This is a genomic window from Streptomyces spiroverticillatus, from assembly GCA_014650415.1.
Lineage (GTDB): Bacteria > Actinomycetota > Actinomycetes > Streptomycetales > Streptomycetaceae > Streptomyces > Streptomyces spiroverticillatus.
This window is the reverse complement of sequence record BMUX01000014.1, coordinates 72,115-91,368: the sequence shown is the minus strand read 5'-3', so window position 1 is coordinate 91,368 and position 19,254 is coordinate 72,115. Positions and strand designations below refer to the sequence as shown.

The 19,254-nt window shown below is 72.6% G+C and carries 13 protein-coding genes; 1 reads left to right on the top strand and 12 read right to left on the bottom strand.

Annotation, left to right across the window (positions count from 1 at the left end):
• Positions 1–39: 39 nt before the first annotated feature.
• The 7 genes from IE269_RS30620 to IE269_RS30590 all read right to left on the bottom strand — a co-directional run bounded on the left by IE269_RS30620 (position 40) and on the right by IE269_RS30590 (position 7,990).
• The gene (locus IE269_RS30620) at positions 40–240 is read right to left on the bottom strand and encodes a tautomerase family protein (protein WP_189826474.1); all 201 of its coding nucleotides are present in this window, start codon (positions 238–240) and stop codon (positions 40–42) included.
• 39 nt (positions 241–279) lie between these two features.
• Positions 280–2,583 (bottom strand): ATP-binding cassette domain-containing protein, encoded by a 2,304-nt coding sequence (locus IE269_RS30615; protein ID WP_189826473.1) that lies wholly within the window; start codon positions 2,581–2,583, stop codon positions 280–282.
• Between the two features lie 108 nt (positions 2,584–2,691).
• Positions 2,692–4,485, bottom strand: coding sequence for a gamma-glutamyltransferase family protein (locus IE269_RS30610; protein WP_189826472.1), 1,794 nt, complete (start codon positions 4,483–4,485; stop codon positions 2,692–2,694).
• Positions 4,486–4,626: 141 nt separating this feature from the next.
• A complete protein-coding gene (locus IE269_RS30605; protein ID WP_189826471.1) occupies positions 4,627–5,490 on the bottom strand; it encodes a PhzF family phenazine biosynthesis protein in 864 nt (287 codons plus the stop codon).
• Positions 5,487–6,446, bottom strand: a complete 960-nt coding sequence (locus IE269_RS30600) for an LLM class flavin-dependent oxidoreductase (protein ID WP_189826470.1) — start codon at positions 6,444–6,446, stop codon at positions 5,487–5,489. Before IE269_RS30600 ends, IE269_RS30605 begins: the two co-directional genes overlap by 4 nt.
• 81 nt (positions 6,447–6,527) lie before the next feature.
• Positions 6,528–7,484: a hypothetical protein gene (locus IE269_RS30595; RefSeq protein ID WP_189826469.1), complete on the bottom strand. Its 957-nt coding sequence runs from the start codon at positions 7,482–7,484 to the stop codon at positions 6,528–6,530.
• Complete coding sequence (locus IE269_RS30590) at positions 7,481–7,990, bottom strand: VOC family protein (RefSeq protein WP_229898494.1); 510 nt, start codon at positions 7,988–7,990, stop codon at positions 7,481–7,483. The genes IE269_RS30595 and IE269_RS30590 overlap by 4 nt, the downstream gene beginning before the upstream one ends.
• A 171-nt stretch (positions 7,991–8,161) precedes the next feature.
• Between IE269_RS30590 and IE269_RS30585 the strand changes: the two genes are divergently transcribed.
• Positions 8,162–8,866, top strand: a complete 705-nt coding sequence (locus IE269_RS30585; RefSeq protein ID WP_189826468.1) for an O-methyltransferase — start codon at positions 8,162–8,164, stop codon at positions 8,864–8,866.
• An 83-nt stretch (positions 8,867–8,949) separates the two neighbouring features.
• Here IE269_RS30585 and IE269_RS30580 read toward each other — a convergent pair whose 3' ends face one another.
• The 5 genes from IE269_RS30580 to IE269_RS30560 form a co-directional block, all read right to left on the bottom strand.
• A complete protein-coding gene (locus tag IE269_RS30580) occupies positions 8,950–10,443 on the bottom strand; it encodes a 4-hydroxyphenylacetate 3-hydroxylase family protein (RefSeq protein ID WP_229898507.1) in 1,494 nt (497 codons plus the stop codon).
• A 95-nt stretch (positions 10,444–10,538) separates the two neighbouring features.
• Positions 10,539–11,141: a flavin reductase family protein gene (locus IE269_RS30575; RefSeq protein WP_229898495.1), complete on the bottom strand. Its 603-nt coding sequence runs from the start codon at positions 11,139–11,141 to the stop codon at positions 10,539–10,541.
• Positions 11,134–13,140, bottom strand: coding sequence for a chorismate-binding protein (locus IE269_RS30570; RefSeq protein WP_189826465.1), 2,007 nt, complete (start codon positions 13,138–13,140; stop codon positions 11,134–11,136). Before IE269_RS30570 ends, IE269_RS30575 begins: the two co-directional genes overlap by 8 nt.
• A complete protein-coding gene (locus tag IE269_RS30565) occupies positions 13,137–14,384 on the bottom strand; it encodes a 3-deoxy-7-phosphoheptulonate synthase (RefSeq protein WP_189826464.1) in 1,248 nt (415 codons plus the stop codon). The genes IE269_RS30570 and IE269_RS30565 overlap by 4 nt, the downstream gene beginning before the upstream one ends.
• 82 nt (positions 14,385–14,466) lie before the next feature.
• The gene (locus IE269_RS30560) at positions 14,467–19,215 is read right to left on the bottom strand and encodes a non-ribosomal peptide synthetase (protein WP_189826463.1); all 4,749 of its coding nucleotides are present in this window, start codon (positions 19,213–19,215) and stop codon (positions 14,467–14,469) included.
• Between the last annotated feature and the right edge of the window lie 39 nt (positions 19,216–19,254).

Here is a 19,254-nt window from a genome sequence, read left to right as displayed (position 1 = left end):
CCGTCGCTCCCGTCCCCGCCCCGGCGACTGCGGGAAGTGTCACGAGGAGGTGGAGCGCCGTTCGGCCATGGACCGGCCGCCCACGAACCAGCGGTCCGGCGGCGTTTCCTCCACGATCACCCGGACGGCCTCCGCCGGTGTGCCGAGCGTCTCGTGCGCGGCGGCCGTGAGCGCCGCGCCGAGCGCGGCCACCTCCTGCGGGGACCGGCCCTCCAGCAGGGTGACGCGGATGAGGGGCATCTTCCACTCCTTCCTTTGTACGACCCTTTGTACGACGCCTCAGGACGACGTGTGTCCGCGGGCGGCCCGCAGATCGGCCGCGAGGCTGCGGCCGGTGTGCGAGTCCTTCGCGGCGGCCAGTTCGGCGGGCGTGCCCTCGAACACCACCCGGCCGCCCTGGCTGCCCGCCTCCGGGCCGAGGTCCACCACCCAGTCGGCGTGCTTGACGACGTCCAGGTCGTGCTCGATCACCAGCACCGTGTTGCCGCCGTCCACGAGCCGGTCGAACAGGCCCAGCAGCCTGCGCGTGTCGCTCATGTGCAGCCCCGTGGTCGGCTCGTCGAAGACGTAGACCGTGCCGGTCTCCTTCAGACGGTGCGCCAGCTTCAGCCGCTGCCGCTCGCCGCCGGAGAGCGTGGACAGCGGCTGGCCCAGGGTGAGGTAGCCGAGCCCGACCTCCGTGAGGAGGCCCAGCTTGCGGCGTACGGGTGCGTCATCGAAGAAGTCCGACGCCTCCTCGGCGGTCATGGCCAGGACGTCGACGACGGTCCGGCCCCGCACGGTGTGGCGCAGCGCCTCGTCGTTGAACCGGCGCCCCTCGCAGCGCTCGCACACCGTGGTCACCGGGTCCATGAACGCGAGGTCGGTCTCGATGACGCCCTTGCCGCCGCACTCCGGACAGGCGCCCTCGGAGTTGAAGCTGAACAGCCCGGGCTTCTCGCCCGAGGCACGCGCGAACCGCTGGCGCAGGCTGTCCATGATGTCGGTGTACGTCGCCGGGTTGGAGCGCGAGGAGATGCCCACCGACGACTGGTCGATCACCACCGCCTCGGGGTGCTGCGCGAGGAACACCTTCGAGACGAGAGTGCTCTTGCCGGAACCGGCCACACCGGTCACGGCGGTGAGCACCCCGGTGGGGAAGGCGACGGTGACGTCCCGCAGGTTGTGCAGACTGGCAGCCCGGACGGTCAGCTCACCGGTGCGGGAGCGGACCGGGTCCTTGAGCCCGGTGACGCTCCGGAGCTGTTTCCCGGTGACCGTGCCGGAGCGGCGCAGCCCCGCCGGGGTGCCCTCGAACGTCACCTCGCCGCCGTCGTGTCCGGCCCCCGGACCCATGTCGACGACGTGGTCGGCGATCGCGATGACGTCCCGGTCGTGCTCCACGACCAGCACGGTGTTCCCCTTGTCGCGCAGGGCGAGCAGGATGTCGTTCAACCGCTGGACGTCCCGCGGGTGCAGCCCGACGCTGGGCTCGTCGAAGATGTACGTCAGACCGGTCAGGCTGCTGCCCAGGTGGCGCACCATCTTCAGCCGCTGCGCCTCGCCGCCGGACAGCGTCCTGGTCTGCCTGCCCAGGCTCAGATAGCCGAGCCCGACCGACTGCACGCGCTCCAGCGCGGCCCGCGCGGCCGTCACGGCCGGCTTGACCGAGGGCGCGTCGATCCGGGCGAGCCGCTCGATCAGGTCGGTGATCTCCATGGCGGAGAAGTCCGCGATGTTGTCGCCGTCGATGCGCGAGGCGAGAGCGGCCTCGTTCAGCCGTCCGCCGTGGCAGACCTCGCAGGGGCCCTGGGTCACCACCCGCTCGATCTCCGCGCGCTCCTTGCTCTTCGCGTTGTCGAGGCCGGGGGTGATGTACCGGCGGGTGAACCGCTCGACGATGCCCTCGTACTCGTTCTTGTAGACGCCGTTGCGGCCCGCCCGGTCGACCGTGAACCCCTTCCCGTGCAGCAGCAGCTCGCGGTCCTTCGCGGAGAATTCGCGCACCGGCTTGTCGGGGTCGAAGAGCCCGGACTCGCCGTAGAGCTGCCACTGGAAGGTGCCGACCGCGAACGACGGGAAGCGGATGGCACCCTCGTTGAGGCTCTTGTCCTCGTCGAGCAGCTTGTCCAGTTCCAGGCGGACCGTCGTGCCGAGGCCCTGGCACTCCTGGCACATGCCGCGCGGATCATTGGGCGAGTACATGTGGGAGGGGCCCGCGCTGGGCGTGCCCGCCCGGGAGAACAGCACCCGCAGCGCGGGAAGGATCTCGGTCATCGTGCCGACCGTGGAACGGGCGTTGCCGCCGACCGGCCGCTGGTCGACGACGATCGCCGTGGAGAGGTTCTCCATCACCCCCGCGTTCGGCCGTTCGTACTTCGGCATCCGGTTGCGGACGAAGGCCGGCAGGGTCTCGTTGAGTTGCCGCTGCGACTCGATCGCCAGCGTGTCGAAGACCACCGAGGACTTCCCCGACCCGGAGACCCCGGTGAAGACCGTCAGCTTGCCTTTGGGGATGCGCAGGTCGATGCCCTTGAGATTGTTCTGCCGGGCCTCGCCCAGCACGATGTAGTCCTCGTCGTGGTTCTTCCGGTGATCAGCCATGTCAGCACCTTCCGCACAGGACGGGTGGTTTCCCTCGGGAAACCATTCCATGTCCTCCTCTGCTACCCCGTGACCGCGCAAGCCTGCGCGCCGCGCGGACCGGCTGTGCTATCCCGTGACCGCGTAGGCCTGCGCGCCGCGCGGACTGGCCGCGCCGAGCACCAGCCCGTCGCCGGTCAGTCCGGTGGCGCACACCTTGCTGAGCGAGTAGTCGGCCACCAGGTCCACCTGGTGCCCCCGCCGCCGCAGCGCCTCGACCTCCGCCGCGGGCCACCCGCCCTCCAGGACCACCGTCCCCGGGCGGAACCGGCGCGGCGCGAAGGACGTGGGCACGTGGTCGGTGTGGAAGGTGCGGGCCTCGATGGCCGCCTGGGGGCCCATCCCGTGCTCCGTGTGGTGCAGGAAGAAGCTCAGCGTCCACTGGTCCTGCTGGTCGCCGCCGGGCGTGCCGAACGCCAGGTGCGGCCTGCCGTCCCGCAGGACCAGGGTCGGGCTGAGCGTGGTCCGCGGGCGCTTGCCCGGCGCCACCGTGTTCGGGTGACCGGGGGTGAGGGTCGCCATCTGCCCCCGGGTGCCCAGCGGGAAGCCGAGGCCCGGCACCACCGGGGAACTCTTCAGCCAGCCGCCGCTGGGGGTGGCCACCACCATGTTGCCCGCCGCGTCGGTGACGCTGACGCAGCACGTGTCGCCGGTCGCCGCGGTCAGCTTCATGATCGCCGGGATGCCCTGCTCCAGCTCGCCCAGCCAGGCCGGTTCCGCGGGCGCGACGCTCTCGTCGTGCAGCGGCGGCAGCAGCGGCTCGCGCCCGCCGGGCCGCCCCGGCCGCAGTTCGTGCGAGGCCCGCGCACCGAGCAGCGCCCGGCGCGCTGCGGTGTACGCCGGGTCCAGCAGGGCATCGACGGGGACATCCGCGTGGTCCGGGTCGCCGTACCAGGCCTCGCGGTCGGCGAAGGCGAGTTTGGCGGCCTCGACCACCGTGTGGACGTACTCCGCGCTGTGCGGATCCGTCGCGGCGAGATCCGTGTCCGCCAGCAGGGCGAGTTGCTGGAGGAAGACCGGGCCCTGCGACCAGGGCCCCGCCTTGTGCACGGTGAAGGACCGGTGGTCCAGGGTGAGAGGACGCTCCACGTGCGGGCGCCACGCCGCGAGGTCCGCGCCGGTGAGCAGGCCGCTGTTGCGGCGGCCGGTGGAGTCCAGCTCCTCGGCCTTGGCGAGATAGGTGTCGATCGCCTCCGCGACGAAGCCGGTGTAGAAGGCGTCCGTCGCCGCGTCGATCCGACTCTCCCGGCCCCCTGTGGCCGCCTTCGCCTCGGCGACCAGCCGCCGGTAGGTGCGCGCCAGCACCGGGTTGGTGACCCGCTCCCCGGCACGCGGGGCGACCCCGCCCCGCAGATAGGTGCGGCCCGACTCCGTCCAGGTGTCGCGGAACAGCTCCGCGAGCGCGCCGATCATGGCGGCGCACTTGGGCAGCACCGGATAGCCGTTCTCCGCGTAGCCGATCGCCGGTTCCAGTACGTCTTCCAGCGGCAGCGTTCCGTACTCCTTCAGCAGGCGGAGCCAGGCGCCCACGGCGCCGGGGACGACGGCCGGCAACAGCCCGGAACCCGGAACGACGGCCAGGCCGCGTCCGGTGAAGGCCTCCACGGTCGCCGCCGCGGGCATCGGACCCTGCCCGCAGACGACGTCGACCGAGCCGCTGCCGGCCCGGTGGGCGAGGATCGGCACGTCGCCGCCCGGCCCGTTGAGATGCGGCTCGACCACCTGGATGACGAAGGCGGCGGCGGTCGCGGCGTCGAAGGCGTTGCCGCCTCGGTTCAGCATGGACATGCCCGCCGTGGAGGCCAGCCAGTGGGTGGAGGCCACGGCACCGCGGGTGCCGTGCAGTTCGGGTCGGAAGAGCACCGGGGAGTTCCCTTTCTGGTCGTACGGTTGGGTCGTACTCGTACGGCTCGGACGTATTCGTACGGCTCGGTCGCACGCGTACGGCTCGGACGCACTCGTACGGTTCGGTCGTACGGGCGTACCGCGTGCGGGCCCGACGCCTCAGGGCCGTCCGGGGTGTGCCATCCGGCCCGACGCGGTGGCGGTGACCCTGCCGTGCACCGTGGCGGCGCGGGCATGGCCCTCGACGAGGTCGACGGTGCACGAGAGGGTGGCGGGGCGGCCCAGGTCCTCGCCCTGACGGACTTCGTAGCTGTGGCGGCCTTCGGTGCTGGACAGCGCCTTCTCCCGGGCGAGCCAGACGCCCAGTCCCAGTGCGGCGGAGGCGCAGGCGGGGTCCTCGGGCATGCCGTATCCGGGGGCGAACACCCGGACGCGGGCCGTGCTGTTCGCGGCGTCCCAGGCGACGAGCACCGCGTCCGCGCAGTCCGCCCAGACCGGGTCGCTCAGGTCGGCCGAGGCGCGCGCGAGGGCCTGTGCGTCCACCGGCAGGACGTGGAACGCCGGTCCGAAGCCGGCCAGTTGCGGGGCGCCCGTCAGGTCGGCGTCCGTCAGGCCGCACGCCGCCAGCAAGGGGCCCGGGTCCCACTGCGGCAGCGCGAGCGGCTCGCCCGCGACGCGGACGGTGGAGCCGTCGGCCCCCGCGACCACGGTGAGCTGCCGCCCGCCGCACTCCTGCACCGCCTCCCCGGCCGCCAGCCGCCCGGCGCGCACCAGCGCGCTCGCGGTGCCCACCGCACTGTGGCCGCCGAACGGCGACTCTCCGGCCGGGGTCATCACCCGTACCCCGTACGTCGATCCCGGCAGGCCGGGCGGCACCACGAAGGCCGTCTCGGTCAGGGCGGTCTCCCGGGCGACGGCGAGCATGTCCGCCGTCGAGAGCCCCGCGGCGTCCAGCACCACCCCGAGCGCACAGCCGCCGTACGGGGTGTCCGTGAACATGTCGACGATCTCGTACGCGATCAACGTTCCTCTCCTTCGTCGTGGGGGTCCCCGCCGGGCGGGGGTGTCAGGGGTGGTGTGCGTGCCGCCGTCTGGCGTCCGAGGTGGAGCACTTCCTCCGCCACGGCCTCCAGCACCCGCGGGTCCCCCTGGTAGGGGAAGGACGCGCGCGGCCAGTGCACCACCAGGTCGGTGATGCCCAGTTCGCCGAAGCGGCCCACCGCGTCCCGGTAGGACTCGACGGAGTCGAGCACCCCGCCGACCAGGGCGCCGGTCAGCAGCAGCCGGTTCAGCGTGGCCGGGTCCCGGCCGGTCGCCTCGCACGCCGCGTCCAGCCGGTCCAGTTGCCGGGCGATGTCCGGCAGCGTCTTCTCGTACGGCAGGGCGTCGAAGCGGCCCGGGGGACCGGCGGTGACCCAGGTGTCCGCCCGCCGGGCCGCGAGCCGCATCCCGCGCGGGCCGGTCGCGGCGACGGCGAACGGCACCCGGGGCCGCGTGAGGCACCCGGGGTTCACCGGCACGTCCTCGAAGGCGTAGTGCTCACCCGCGAACGAGGTGTTCCGCCGGGTCAGCAGCCGGTCCAGCGCCTCCACGAACTCCGCGAAACGGTCGGCGCGTTGACGCGGGGTCCGTTCGGTGGGGTCCACCACCCTGTCGTCCAGGCCGCCCGCCCCCGCGCCCAGCCCGCAGACGAAGCGGCCCCGGGCGATGTCCTCCAGCGACATCACCTCCTTGGCCAGCGTCACCGGGTGGCGGTAGGTGGGCGTGGCGACCATCGTGCCCAGCGTGATCCGCGAGGTGACGGCCGCCGCGGCGGCCAGGGTGGGGACGCCGGCGAACCAGGGCTCGTCCCGCAGCCACCGCCACATCAACTGGTCGTACGTCCAGGCGTGGTCGAAGCCCAGGCGCTCGGCCAGCATCCACTGCTCGCGCGCCTGCGGCCAGCGCCGCTCGGGCAGGATCACCACTCCGTGCCGCACACGTACCTCCTTCGCTCCTTCGTCGTGTCGTGCTCGTCCTTGTGTCGTGCTTGTCCCCAGGTCGTGTCCGACGCCGTCCGGTCAGGGCGCGCTGTGGTGCAGCACCTTCGGCCTGAGCTGCGCGGCGGCGGCGTCGATCCGGCCGAGGACGGTGGCGAAGCCCTCCTCGTAGACCAGCCGTACGTCATCGCCGCGCAGTTCCTCGGGGAAGGCGGCGTCCTCCTGTGGAGTGAGGCCCGGATAGAGCCCGTTGGTCGCCGCGTCCTGCGTGATCGCGCGCAGCCGGGAGCGCAACTGGTCGACCAGCTCTGTGGCGTCGACCGGTGCCCGCAGGGTCAGGAAGTAGTGGTCGTAGAGGAGCGCCTGGGTCTCGGGGCGGGTCGGCGTGACCTCCGTGGCCGACTCCTGGAGCAGCGAGCGGCCGCCCGGCACCAGCTTGGCCGCCACCCCCGCGTGCACGCTGTGGTACGTCCGCACCGCCTTCTTCAGCCGCTCGGCCTCCGGCGTTCCCTCCCACTCGGTCTTCTTGCCCCGCAGCAGTGAGCGCACGGGCACGAAGTCGGGTGCCCAGGTGCCGCTGAAGCTGCGGTGCTGGAGGTACATGCTGGGCCGGATGACGCTGCCGTAGACGTCGGCGGGGCAGGAGCTGGTGTACAGCAGCATCGCGGTGTAGGCGTCGGTGAGGTCCGTCATCGCGCGCAGGAAGGGCGCGGGATCGGAGGCGGACCGGGCCTGGTGCAGGGCGTGCGCGGTCAACTGCCAGATGGCGAAGGTCGCCTGGTGGCCGGTGATCCAGCGGAACCAGAACAGCTGGTGGGAGATCTCCTCGGCGGCGAGGGCCGGTCCCGTCCGCGGGCACGGTCCACCGAGGTCCAGGTGGCAGGGGTCGGCGGGCCGCACCTCGGAAAGGGCGGTCTCGGTGCCGGGCGTCGGCGGCTCGGGCAGCGTCAGCGGCTCCAGGCCGTACGGGAAGTCCCCGAAGTCCCAGTCGTCGGGCACCGGCAGTTCGGTGACGGTGCGTTGAACACGCGTGCTCATCGGTCTCCTCCTGGCGGTGTGTAGGTGAACTCGAACTCCAGGCCGTTGACGTCCAGGACGTAGCAGCTCTCGACGCCGTCCTCGTCGACGACGATCTCGGTGGGCTGCTCGTCGCCGGCGAAGGTGAAGCGGCCGGACTCGTACAGCCGGATCCAGCGTTCGCGCCAGGCCCGCAGCTCCTCAGGGGAGCCGGTGGCCAGGCAGATGTGCTGGAACTGGCGGGTGTTGGCACCGGGGACGGCGTCGTCGTGCCCGGTGCGCTCGAAGAGGTGGAAGCGCAGACCGGCCACCTTCACCTCGGTCAGCCGGGTGATGCCGGGCAGGCGGCTCAGCGTCAGGTCGCAGAAGGTGTCCAGCGTCCAGTTGGTCTCGCAGCCGAAGAACTCCTCGTACCAGGCACGGCAGTTGTCGAGGTCGGCCGTCTGCACGCCCACGTGGTGCAGTTCCGGTACGAGTACGAGATCGACGTCCGTCGGCCGGTCTTTCGTGGTCCCGGTTCGCGGCAAGGTACTGCGCTCCTCTCATTGCGACATTTCTTTTTCTCGGTCAGGCAGGCGATTTCCCGGAAATCCCGTCGGCTAACCGACGGAAATAAGTGGAAGATGTGAATCCGTAGATTTTTCAGAATCTTTTCCACCCGGGTTCCGAATTTCTTCCCCACGGGGAACACTGGAGTCATGACACAAAATCAATGGAGTGCGGTGGACGGCTACTTCGACGCGGTTCTCGGTGACGAGGACCCCGCGCTGGCCGCCGCCGCCCAGGCGCACATCGGATTCGACCTCCCCGACATCGGGGTCTCCCGCGCGCAGGGAAAGCTGCTGCACCTGCTGGCGCTCGTCCAGCGCGCCGAGCGCATTCTGGAGATAGGCACCTTCGGCGGGTACAGCTCCATCTGGCTCGCCCGCGCCCTGCCGCCCGGCGGACGGCTGGTCACCATCGAGTGGGAGCGCTCGTTCGCCGAGGCCGCCGCCGGCCACCTGGAGCGGGCCAAGGTCGCCGACCGCGTCGAGCAGAAGGTGGGTCGCGCGCAGGACATCCTGCCCGAGCTCGCGAAGAGTGCGGACCAGCCCTTCGACCTGGTCTTCATCGACGCCAACAAGCCCGACACCCCGGAGTACTTCGACTGGGCGCTGACCCTCTCCCGGCCCGGCGGCGTGATCGTCGTCGACAACGTGGTGCTCGGCGGCGCGGTCGTCGACGCCGACAACCCGGACGGCGGCGTGCGCGGGATGCGGCGCTTCCACGAGAAGGTGGCCGCGGAGCCCCGAGTGAGCGCCACCACCATTCAGACCGTGGGCGCCAAGGGCTACGACGGCTTCACCCTGGCCGTGATCCTGCCCGACCCGGACACCCGGTCCCAGACGCCCGACCTGCCCTGACGCCCGGCGGGAGGCCGGCCCTGCGGGGGCGGCGGCGCGGCAGTCCGCCGCCCGTCGCCCCCGTCGGCGTGCCGCCCCGGCACTCATGCCTGGTCGGGCCCGATCAGGTCCGGCGCGGTCCAGCCGTCCAGGTCGTACTCCGCCATGCACTCCTCGGCGAAACCCCGGTAGTCGTCGACCAGGCCGGACGCCGTCTGCGCCATCAGGAGCTCGATGCGCACGTTCTCGTGGTTGCCCGAGTAGTTGCGCTCGTACAGCTCGTGGCGGCCCGCGAACTCCGTGCCCACCGAGTCCCAGATCAGCTTCATCAGCTTGACCCGCTCCACCGAGTCGTATCCGTTCGACCCCCGCATGTACCGGTCCAGATGCGGCCGCAGTTCGGGGTTCTTGAAGTCCTTGGCGTGTGAATTCAAGTAGATGAGGCCGCTGCTGAGGTCCTGCAGAATGATCTCGCGGACGCGCGGATATCCGATCGTCATGAACCAGCGGTACGCCATTCCGTAATCCAGGTTCGGCAGCAGACCGTCGCCGTGCCAGCCGTTCGGATTGCGCGCCATCGCGTCACTGAGGCCCCAGAACATGTTCCGCCAGGCGAGCACTTCGCCCACCCGGGTCTGAATGCCCCGGAAATCCTTCGTCCCGGTCACGTCCAGCCCCTTGAGGAGCAGACCGGCCAGGAAGTCGAGCTTCACCGCGAGCCGGGTCACCCCGTGGAAGGTGAGCCGGTGCGTGAATCCGGACGTGTTCAGGAAGGTGCCGGCCTTCGCGGTGTCGCCGTAGATGAAGACGTTCTCCCAGGGGATCTTCACCTTGTCGAGGATGAAGACGGTGTCGTTCTCGTCCAGGCGGCTCGACAGCGGGTAGTCGAACGGGCTGCCCATCCGGCTCGCGGCCAGCTCGTACGACTGACGGCAGATCAGCTTCACCCCCGGCGCGTCCATCGGCAGCGTCGCGACGAGCGCGAACTCCTTCTTCTTCACCGGCAGTCCGTAGTGCGCGACGAAGTTGAAGTGGGTCAGCGCCGACCCCGTGGCGACCACCTTCGCCCCGCTGACCACCAGGCCGTCGTCGCACTCCTTCTCGACGTGCACGAACACGTCGTCGACCTCGTCCGGAGCCCGGTTGCGGTCCACGGGCGGGTTGATCACCGCGTGGTTCCAGAACAGCACCCGCTCCTGCGCCTGTGCGTACCAGCGCCGGGCGTTGTCCGCGAAGTCCCCGTAGTACTCCGGGTTCGCGCCCAGCGTGACGAGGAAGCTCGCCTTGTAGTCCGGGCTGCGGCCCATCCAGCCGTACGTCATCCGGGCCCAGCGGGCGATCGCGTCCCGGTCGCCGACCATGTCCTCCACACTGCGCGGCACCCGGAAGAACTTGTGCGTGTAGCCGTCGCTGCCGGTGTCCGTCGGCGCGGTCAGCGTGTCCTTGTGCTCCGGGTCGTGCAGCGCGTCGTACAGACGTGCCGTCATCCGGGCGGTGTTGCGGAACGCCGGATGCTTGGTGACGTCGTCGACCCGCTCCCCGTACGCCCATATCTCCCGGCCGTCGCGGAGGCTCTCCAGGTACTCGTCGCCGGTCATCGGGCGTGTCGTGCGGCGCGCTCCGGTGCCCCCGGTGGTGCCGGGGTCCGGGGTGTCCGCGGTGCCCGTGCTGTGCGTCGTGTCCGTCATGTGCGTCAGTCCCCTGTCCTGTCCGCCCTGTTGGGCTCGTCGTGTACCGGGAGGTGCGCCACCGGGTCCATGCCGTCCAGGCACAGCGACCAGGCGCCGGGCGAGTCGTCCGGCACCAGCTCCGGGAAGGCGCCGCCGTGGAACAACAGCGGTCGCCCCGGGCGGCTCTCGAACCTCTCGATGCTCCCGATGTGCAGCGTGTGGTCGCCGCCGTCGTGCAACTGCCAGGGACGGCAGACCAGATGGGCCACCGTGCCCGCCAGCCGCGGGCGCGGACTCTGCTCGTCCACCCACGGCACCGGCTCGGCCATGGGCCGTCCGGCGAAGTGCATCGCCAGGTCGCGCTGCGAGGCGTCGAGGATGTTGACGACGTAGTCGCCGTCCTCCCGCAGCAGCGCGTCCGCCCGGCTGCGCCGGTCCAGTGCCACCAGCGCCAGCGGCGGGTCCAGCGACACCGAGGTGAAGGCGTTGACCGTCGTGCCGTGCACGAGGTCGCCGCGCCGGCAGGTGATCACCGTGACCCCGGTCGCGAACTGGCCCATGCAACTGCGCAGGGCACGTGGGTCGACGGGGCGTGGCGCGGTGCCCACGCCCCCTCGCTCAGGCATGCTCATGGGTCCCCCTGGACTCCCGGGGGCCGGTGCCGTACGCACCGGACCCGTGACTGTCGTGGACGTCCGGCCGGTGCGCCGCGGCCGGTGCCAGGGCATCGGTCAGCAGATCGGCCAGGATGCCGGGGCCGTCCTGGGTGAGGAACGACTCCGCGTGGAACTGGATCGTCGCCAGGGCGGGCCCGCGCAGCGCGATCACCTCGCCGCCCGAGCGCTGCACCTGGACGGTGCCGCCGCCCCACCGCGGGCGCAGCCGGTCCTCGTCGGCCCGCGCGACGTAGCTGTTGTAGAAACCGGCCATGCGCTGCCTGCCCCACAGCGGGACCCGCAGCCGCCTGCCCTGCGCCGGGTCGGGCAGCCGGGTCACCCGCAGCCCCAGCAGGGTGCACACCGCCTGGTGCCCCAGGCAGACCGCCGCCAGCGGCAGACCGGCCGTAAGCCGTTCGGCGGCCGTGGCCCGCAGGGCGCGCACGCGGGGATTCGCCTCGTCCCGCGGGTCGCCGGGCCCCGGACCGAGCAGGACCACGCCCGGCGCTGCGGCGACGCCCGCACGCGCCGCCCGGGACCAGGGCACCAGCCGCACCACGCAGCCCAGCGCCCGCAGTTGGTAGGCGAGCATCGAGGTGAAGCCGTCCTCGGCGTCGACGACGGTGACTTCGGTGCCCGCGACGGACCGGGCGGCGGGCACGTCGGCGCTCCCGTGCAGCCAGAACGCCGCCAGCCCGTCGTTGCGGGCGGCCAGCGCGCCGCGCACCGGCGCGGCCTCCGCCAGACCGGCGGCGGGCGCCGGGACGGGGGCCTTCGCCGACCGCCGCCCGGACAGGGCGTCCAGCAGGCCGGAGAGCTTGGCGGTGGTCTCCGCCGTCTCGTTCGCCGGCACCGACTCCCGTACGACACTGGCGCCCGCCGTCAGCCGCACGGAGCCGTCCGCCCCGAGGTCCGCGGTGCGCAGCATCAGTGCCGCGTCCATCCGTCGCCGCCCGCCCGCGCGGCCGAGCAGGGCGATGACCCCGCTGTAGTAGCCCCGGCCGTGCGGCTCGTACCGCTCGACCACCCGGCAGGCGTTCTCCACCGGGCTGCCCGTCACGGTCGGCGCCGGCATCGTGGTGCGCAGGATCTCGGTGAGCGGGCGGTCGGAGCGGCCGGAGAGGTAGTACTCGGTGTGCGCGAGGCGCGACATCCACTTCAGGGACGGTCCGCCGACCCGCACGCCGTCCTCGCACAGGGCCGTCATCATCTTGAGTTCCTCGTCGACGACCATGTACAGCTCGTCGGTCTCCTTGGGGTCGCGCAGGAAGCGCAGCAGCCCGGGCAGGTCCGCGCCGGTCCGCGGGTACCGGTAGGTCCCGCTGATCGGGTTCATCTCGACCCGCTCGCCCCGCACCCGTACCTGCTGTTCGGGGGTGGAGCCGATGAAGTACCGGTCGCCGGTGAAGAGCAGGAACGTCCAGTACGCGCCGGTCTCGGCCGTCATCAGCCCGCGCAGCACGGCGAGGGCGGCGGTGCGGTCGAAGGCGGGGATCCTTCCGTGCAGACTGCGGGCCAGGACGAAGTTGGAGCCCTCGCCGCGGTGGATCTCCCGGTGGACGATGCCGTCGACCGCCGCCGCGTAGCCGTCGTCGTCGATGTCGAAGCGGGTCTCCCGCACCTGCGGCGACCGGTCAGGCAGGCGGGCCAGCAACTGTGCGAGCGGGACGCTTCGGTGCTCGCGCACCTCCATGGCGAGCAGCGGCTCGCCGTCGTCGGGGTGCGCGAAGCCGCGCTCCCGGATCTGCCGGTAGGGGGCCAGGACCAGGATCTCCGTGCCGTCCGGGCCGTCTTCCGCGTCCGGTGCGAGGGCGTCCAGGTCGCTCGCGCGCCGCACCGGGCCGCTGAGGATCTCCACCGGTGCCGCCCGGTCGGAGCCGGGGCGGTGCAGAACGGCGAAGGGCCGGCCGGGAGGTGGCAGCAGCGCGTCGAGGGACTGCGCCGGAGCGGGGGTGAGGGAGGTGGTCATGCCACGGCCCCCACCGGAAGCCGCCAGTGTGCGGCGGCGGCGACCGCTTGGACGAGGCTCAGCCGCGGGTCGCACAGACTGCGGTAGCCCGGGCCGCGCTCCGGGCTGCGGCCCGCGCCCTCGCACTCGGAGATGTCGTCGGGGGAGGCTTCCAGGTGGAGGCCCGCGCAGTGCGCCGCGTTCTCGGCCAGGACGTCCACGCACTGCCGGATCTCCGACATGATCGCGTCCAGGCGGCGGGTCTTGAGCCCGTCGGGCCGCTTCACGGTGTTGCCGTGCATCGGGTCGCACATCCACAGCACCGGATGCCCGGCCTGCCGGACCGCCCGTACCAGGGGGGCCAGTTCGGCGACCCGGCCCGCCCCGAAGCGGGCGATCAGGGTCAGCCGGCCCGGGGTGCGGTGCGGGTCGAGCACCGCGCACAGGTCCAGTACCTCGTCGACCGTGGCGTCGGGCCCGATCTTGCACGCGACCGGGTTGTCGAGTTCGGCCATCAGCCGCACGTGCGCGGAGTCGGTCTGCCGGGTGCGCTCGCCGATCCAGGGCCAGTGCGTCGACGCCAGATAGCTGCCGTTGTCCTCGTGCCGCCGCACCTGGGGGAGTTCGTAGTCGAGCAGGAGGGCCTCGTGGCTGGTCCACACCCGGTCCTGGGGTGCCGCGCCCTCGCCGCGGCCGAGCGCGTCGAGGGCGTCGACGGCGCGGCGGGCTGCCTCCAGCCCGGTGACGATGCGGGACGGGTCGGGGGTGCGGTCCTCCTCGCGGGCGTCCGGTGCGTTGACGACCGGGCCGCGGAACACCGGGAGCCGCCCGCCGGGCACGCTCTCCCAGTCGTCGGAGCGGGGCTTGGCGAACTGCCCGGCGATCCGCCCGACGCGTACCACGGGCAGCCCGGAGCCGGTGCGCATGACGTCGCCGAGGACGTCGAGCATCTCCACCTTGCGTGCGACGTCGGCGGGTTCGCACTCGGTGGTCAGCTCCACGCAGTCACCGGCCTGGAGGAGGCAGAGGTCGCCCTCGGCGGCCCGCGCGAGGAGCTCGTGCAGCTCGCGGACGCCGGCGTACGACACCAGGGGGGACTCGCCGGCCAACCGGTCGTGGACCGGGGGCAGGAGGGAGGGGTCGGGCCATCGCGGCTGCTGACCGGCGGGGAGCCCGGCCACCATCGAGGCGATCAACGGGTCGTGCCCGGTGCCCGGAAGTCCGGTGCGCGGAAGTCCGGTGCCCGGAAAGGGATGTCGAGGCATGGCTGTCGGCCTTCGTTCGGAGGCGGCCCGTGGGGTGGACGCCTGCGGATGTCTGCGTGGGGGGAGCCGCCGGCCGGCCGGTCTACGCGCTCGGCCGCCCGGCGGTCCGGCGGTCCGGCTCACCGGCCGCTTCGTACGGGGGACGGGCGTCGGGTTCACCGGCCGCTTCGTACGGGGGACCGGCGTCCGGTGCATCGGCCGCTTCGCGCGGGGTACCGGCGTCCAGCTCACCGGCCGCTTCGAACCAGCGGATCATGCGGGCCAGGGAGCGGCGGTCGATGTCGGGCCAGTGGAGTCCGAGCCGGTCCAGGAGTCGGGTCGTGTGTACGTTGGCGTAGGTGTTGTCGCCGAGTTCCAGCGCCCCTTCCCGGAACAGCGGTACGGCCGCGGCGAGGGCGTTGCCCCCGGGGCGTCGGGCCGACTCCTCCAGGCGGGTCAGCCACTGGTCGGCCGGAACGATGTCGAGCCGGTGGCCGCAGTCGCGGACGGCGGCGTGCACGGGCGTGAAGTCGGAGCCCTGCGGATGGAACAGGTGGTACGTCGCGCCGTCGGCGGACGGCTCGCGGGACAGGGCGTGCACGGCTCGGGCGACGAAGTCCACCGGCAGCAGGTCGGTGGTCAGCTCCTCGGCGGGCGGCGCCGAACCGAGTTCGACGAAGCTCTTGATCTGCCGCCACAGGAAGTCGTCGGCCTGGCAGGCGCCGGTCGTGCTGTCGCCGGAGATCCGGCCGATGCGGTAGACGGTCACCGGCATCCCGCGGTCCCGGGCCAGCCGGGCGATGCCCTCGGCGACCCACTTGCTCTGCGTGTAGCCGATGCCGAGCCCCTCACAGGTGTCGGGCACCGCCTCCTCGCCGATCGGCCCGCCCTCGCGGCCGGGGGCGAACACGGCGACGGTCGACATGTGGTGCACGTGCTTGAGCCGGCCGGTGGCGGCGAACTCCAGCACGGAGCGCAGCCCGTCGACGTTGGCCGGCTTCACCGAGGCGTACGGCAGGACGAAGTTGATGTGCGCCGCCGCGTGGTGGACCGCCTCGACCGACTCGGCCAGTTCGGCGTGGTCCGCTTCGGACAGCCCCATCCGGTCCTGGCCGAGGTCGCCGGGGACGGCGCGCACCCGGTCCCAGTCGATGTGGCCGGCGATGCCGTACCGGTCGGCCGTGGTGCGCAGCCGGGCCAGCGCGGCGTCCGCGTCGTTTGCGCGCACCAGGCAGGTGACGGTGTGCCCGGGAACGGACGCCAGTTCGCGCAGCAGCCAGCTGCCGAGGAATCCGGTGGCTCCGGTCAGCAGGAAGCGCCTCGCGGCACCCGGCGGGACCGCTGCGCGCCCGTCGGGCCGGACGGTGTCCGCCAGGGTCACGTCGGCGCGCAGGTCCGCCGCCGGCTCCGTGAACGCCTCGGTGCCGCCCGCCTGCCGCTCTTCGATCCGCGCGGCCATGCCGGCCACCGTGGGGTTGTCGAACAGGGCGCGCAGCGGGATGTCCACGTCGAACAACTTCCGCAGCCGGTAGACGAGTTCGGTGGCGATGATGCTGTTGCCGCCCAGCGCGAAGAAGTCGCCGTCGCGGCCGGGGGAGCCACCGCCCAGGACGTCCGACCACGCTTCGGCGATCGCGCGCTCCGTCCCGGTCCGCGGCGGCGTGTCCGCCCCGGTGCCCTCCTCCCGGTGCGCGTCGCGCACCTCGTCGGCCAGCCGCCCGGCCAGAGCGGCCCGGTCGATCTTCCCGCTCGGCGTGGTCGGCAGCCGGTCCAGCCGCACGAGGTGCGCGGGCACCAGGTACTCCGGCAGCCGCTCGGCCAGCGCGTTGCGCAGTCGTACGCCGTCGTCGCCGCCCTCGCCCGTGACGGCGGCCACCAGCCGCCGGTCGCCGGGGCCGAACTCCACCGCCACCACCGCCGAGTCGCGCACCCCGTCGAGGGCGTCGAGGGCGGCCTCCACCTCGCTGGGCTCCACGCGGTAGCCGCGGATCTTGATCTGGTCGTCGGCGCGGCCCAGGTACTCCAGGTCGCCGCGCGCGTCGTACCGGACGAGGTCGCCCGTGCGGTAGAGCAGTTCGCCCTCGGCGCCGTAGGGGTCGGGCAGGAAGCGGCGCGCCGTCTCCTCGGGGCGGCCCCGGTAGCCGGGCGACAGGTACGGGCCGCCGATGTGCAGCTCGCCCGTGACGCCGCGCGGCAGGAGTTCGCGGTCCGGGCCCAGGACGCGCAGCCGCATCCCGTCGACGGCCCGCCCGATCGGCGGGGCCTCGGGCCAGTCGGCGGGATCGCCCGACAGCTCGTGCCAGGTGGCGAGGTGGGTCTCGGACGGGCCGTACATGTTGAGCAGCCGGGCCCGGGGGTGGCGGGTGAAGAACTCCCGGATCTGCGGGGAGACGACCAGCGCCTCGCCCACCGAGGTCACCTCGCGCAGCGCCTCGCAGCGGATGTCCTCCGCGACGGCGAGCGCCGCGAACCGCTGGAGCGCGATGTAGGGCAGGTACAGGCGGGTGACGTCGTGCGCGGCGACGAAGGCGGCCAGCCGGTGCAGGTCCTTCTGGAGTTCGTCCGGGATCAGGGCGAGCGTTCCGCCGACGCAGAGCGTTCCCAGGATCTCCATGACCGAGACGTCGAAGGAGAGGGTCATGTACTGCAGGGTGGTGCCCGTCGCCCCGCACGGGGAGACCCGGTGCTGGGCGGCGACCAGATTGCCGACCGTGCGGTCCCGGATGACGACGCCCTTGGGGGCGCCGGTCGACCCGGAGGTGTGGATCAGGTAGATCTCGTCGTCGGGCGTCCGGGTCGCACCCAGCGGCGCGGGGTCGGCCGCGGCGATCCGGTCCGCCTGGCGGTCCGTCTCCAACAGCTTTGTACCGGGCGGCAGTTGTGATCCCGTGGCGCTGTCGGTGAGGACGAGGAGAGCCTCGGCGTCCTTGAGGACGTACGCCACCCGCTCCGGCGGATGGGACGGGTCCAGCGGTACGTAGGACGCCCCCGACTTCACGACCGCGAGCAGCCCCGCGACCATGTCGAGGGAACGGGGCAGCGCGAGGGCGACCCTGCGGCCCGCCGCCGCGCCCTCCTCGCGCAGGACCCGCGCGAGCCGCCCGGCCCGCTCGTCGAGTTCGCGGTACGTCCACGAGCGGCCGCCGTCGGTGACGGCCACGGCGTCCGGGGTGGCCGCCGCCTGCCGCTCGAACAGCTCGGCGACCGGCACCGGGTGCGCGGAGTCGGCCACGCGGTCGTCGTGGGCCAGCACCTCCCGCTCCTCGTCGGCGGCGAGCAGACCGAGGTCGCGCACCGGGGTGTCCGGCGCGGCGTCGGCGAACCGGGACAGCAGCCTGCCCAGCCGCTCGCCCATGGTCCGCACGGTCTCCTCGTCGAAGAGGTGCGCGTCGTACTCCAGGCCGGCGTGCAGCCCGTCCGCCTCCCTGGCGAAGACCACCGACAGGTCGTACTTGGCGCCGTGCGCCATGTCCCGCCGGACGGTCAGCGCAGTCCCGTCGTGGGTGACCTGGGCGGAGCCGGGGTCGGTGAGGACGAGCATCGTCTGCACGACCGGCGTGTGGGCACCGGTGCGGTCGGGCCGCAGCCGTTCGACGACCTTGTCGAAGGGGGCCCACTTCAGCCGCAGCGCGTCGGTCACCTCCTCGCGCGCCCGCCCCAGCACCTCGCGTACGGTCATGGCGCCCGCCACGTCCTGGCGCAGCACGACCATGTTGACGAAGTAGCCGACGAGGTCCTTGGTCTGCGGGTCGTCCCGCAGCGACACGGGCGAGCCGACCAGGACCCGCTCCTGACGGGACAGTTTGGCGAGGAACGTGCCGTACACCGCGAGCAGCGCCATGAACAGCGTGACGCCCTCACGCTCCGCGAGCCGCTCCAGCTTCCTCGTCACGTCGGCCGGGACGTGCAACGGGACGGTGCCGCCCCGGTGTTCCTGGGTGGCGGGACGCGGCCGGTCCGAGGGCAGGGCGAGCACCGGCAGCTCCCCGGCGAGCCGGTCGGCCCACTCGTCGAGCAGGCGCGCGGTGCGTTCGGGGGTGAGGTGCGTGCGGTGCCAGTGTGCGAAGTCGGCGTACTGCGGGCGTCCCGGAACGGCCTCCACCGGAAGGTTTCGCCCGATGCGGTCGTAGGCGTCGAGGAGTTCGCGCAGGAAGATCCCGGCCGAGGCGGCGTCGGAGGCGATGTGGTGGATGTTGCAGACGATCGCGCTCTCCTCGCCCGGACCGAGCGCGCAGGTCACGCCGAGCACCGGTCCGTGCTCCAGGTCGAGGCGGGTGTTCGCCATCCGTTGGGCGAGCGCGTCGAGTTCCTTGTCGTCGGCGTAGTGCTCGACGCCGTAGTGGAAGGCCGTGTCCTCGTCGGAGACGACCTGCAGGAGCCGGGCGTCACGCAACGCGTAGGTGGTGCGCAGGACTTCCTGGCGCCGCAGCACCCCGGCGACGGCCCGGCGCAGCCGTTGTCCGTCGAGCCGGAACGGCAGCCGCACCAGGAACGGCCCGTTGTACGCCTGCGGGGTCGGCAGGTACTGGTCGATGAGCCAGATGCCGCTCTGGCCGAACGAGGCCTGAGCGGTGTTGCCGCTGCGCGGCGCGGACCCGGCTGTCAGCTCCTGCGCGGCGGAGCCGGACCGGCCCTGTGCGAGCCGTCCGGCCACCGCCGCCGCGCTCTGCGCGCCCGGCTCGCCGACGGACGGCGGGCCGATCGCGAAGACGGCCCGCAGCACCGTGTCCAGTTCGGCCAGCAGCGCGGGGTCGTCGCAGTGCTCCGAGAAGGGCTCGTCCGGTTGCAGGCCGGGGGAGTGGAGTGTGCGCCGGGCCAGGTCCAGAATTGCCGTGATCAAGGGGTCGTTCACGGGTCTTTCGCCCTCCGCGGACGTTCGGGCCACCGGCGC

Coding starts and splice junctions, on each gene's coding strand:
- IE269_RS30620 (WP_189826474.1), bottom strand. CDS start 240: ATGCCCCTCATCCGCGTCACCCTGCTGGAGGGCCGGTCCCCGCAGGAG.
- IE269_RS30615 (WP_189826473.1), bottom strand. CDS start 2,583: ATGGCTGATCACCGGAAGAACCACGACGAGGACTACATCGTGCTGGGC.
- IE269_RS30595 (WP_189826469.1), bottom strand. CDS start 7,484: ATGAGCACGCGTGTTCAACGCACCGTCACCGAACTGCCGGTGCCCGAC.
- IE269_RS30585 (WP_189826468.1), top strand. CDS start 8,162: ATGACACAAAATCAATGGAGTGCGGTGGACGGCTACTTCGACGCGGTT.
- IE269_RS30580 (WP_229898507.1), bottom strand. CDS start 10,443: ATGACCGGCGACGAGTACCTGGAGAGCCTCCGCGACGGCCGGGAGATA.
- IE269_RS30575 (WP_229898495.1), bottom strand. CDS start 11,141: ATGCCTGAGCGAGGGGGCGTGGGCACCGCGCCACGCCCCGTCGACCCA.
- IE269_RS30570 (WP_189826465.1), bottom strand. CDS start 13,140: ATGACCACCTCCCTCACCCCCGCTCCGGCGCAGTCCCTCGACGCGCTG.
- IE269_RS30565 (WP_189826464.1), bottom strand. CDS start 14,384: ATGCCTCGACATCCCTTTCCGGGCACCGGACTTCCGCGCACCGGACTT.